This is a genomic window from Paenibacillus zanthoxyli JH29, assembly GCF_000520715.1.
Classification (GTDB): Bacteria; Bacillota; Bacilli; order Paenibacillales; family Paenibacillaceae; genus Paenibacillus_AQ; species Paenibacillus_AQ zanthoxyli.
This window is the reverse complement of sequence record NZ_ASSD01000531.1, coordinates 1-1,161: the sequence shown is the minus strand read 5'-3', so window position 1 is coordinate 1,161 and position 1,161 is coordinate 1. Positions and strand designations below refer to the sequence as shown.

Here is a 1,161-nt window from a genome sequence, read left to right as displayed (position 1 = left end):
CCGGCTGCTGTGTGACGATTAGACGCGAGCCGATATCCATAATCTTTTCTTCCAATTCATTTAGATGAACGTCAGCCTGCACAATTTCTTGCGCCCTGGACGTATCAAGCTTCTGTAAGGAAAGGACGGCTCCTTCGAGCGCGTCAATGACATGCTCAGCCATCTGCCGCAGCAGATTCCGCAGTTCGTCAAGATTTTTGTCCAATTCCACTCTTCGAATCATAATTAGAGCGATCCTCCTCGAATCAATAGGTCAATCCGGGCAGGCCAAGCGGATACTTCCCTACGGGAAGGTGTACTTTAGCCGAATCTGCCGGAAATGTAATCTTCGGTGCGCGAATCTTTAGGATTCGAGAATAGCTGCTCCGTGTCCGCCGCTTCGACGATCACGCCGTTCAGGAAGAATACTGTTCTGCCCGATACTCGCGCAGCTTGATGCATATTATGCGTAACCATGACAATCGTATACCGGTCCCGAAGTTCCTGAACAAGCTCTTCGATCTTCTGTGTCGAGACCGGGTCAAGCGCGGAAGTCGCTTCGTCCATCAGCAGAATATCAGGCTGTACGGCAAGGGCTCTGGCAATACAGAGCCGCTGCTGCTGTCCGCCGGACAGACTAAGCGCCGATTTCTTCAGGAAGTCCTTAACTTCGTCCCATAGGGCCGCTTGGCGCAGGCTTTGCTCCACCAGCTCGTCGAGCTCGGCTTTGGGAGGCTTGCCGTGCAGTCTCGGTCCGTAAGCAACATTATCGTATATCGATTTTGGAAAAGGATTCGGCTGCTGAAAAACCATCCCTACTTGCTTCCGTAAGCTCTCCACCTCTACATCGCCGCCGTAAATATCCTTGCCGCCGATCAGAACCTTACCTTCGATCCGCGTTCCCGGAATCATGTCGTTCATCCGGTTCAAGGTACGCAGCAGCGTCGATTTACCGCAGCCGGACGGTCCGATAAACGCGGTAACCGCCTTCTCCGGAATTTCTAAATCCATGCCTTTAAGCGCATGAAAGGACTCGTAGTAGAGATCCAGCTTTTCTATATCAATGATGGTCTTCTGCTCTATGTCAATGACGGACTTCATTATGTGCGCGTCTCCTTCTCATCATCTTCCGTACAATAATAAGCCATGATTGTAAATATCGCTCCAGAGAAATATTAACGC

2 protein-coding genes are annotated in these 1,161 nt (G+C 50.8%); both read right to left on the bottom strand.

From position 1 onward, the window contains the following. On the bottom strand, positions 1 to 223 hold a 223-nt coding region (locus L691_RS0120610), incomplete at its 3' end, for a PhoU domain-containing protein (RefSeq protein WP_025692237.1). Between the two features lie 77 nt (positions 224 to 300). Further along, positions 301 to 1,080, bottom strand: coding sequence for a phosphate ABC transporter ATP-binding protein PstB (pstB, locus tag L691_RS0120605; protein ID WP_025692236.1), 780 nt, complete (start codon positions 1,078 to 1,080; stop codon positions 301 to 303). Positions 1,081 to 1,161: the final 81 nt, after the last annotated feature.

Bases quoted from the DNA above. Each gene is read 5' to 3' on its own strand.
- pstB (WP_025692236.1), bottom strand. From the start codon at position 1,080: ATGAAGTCCGTCATTGACATAGAGCAGAAGACCATCATTGATATAGAA.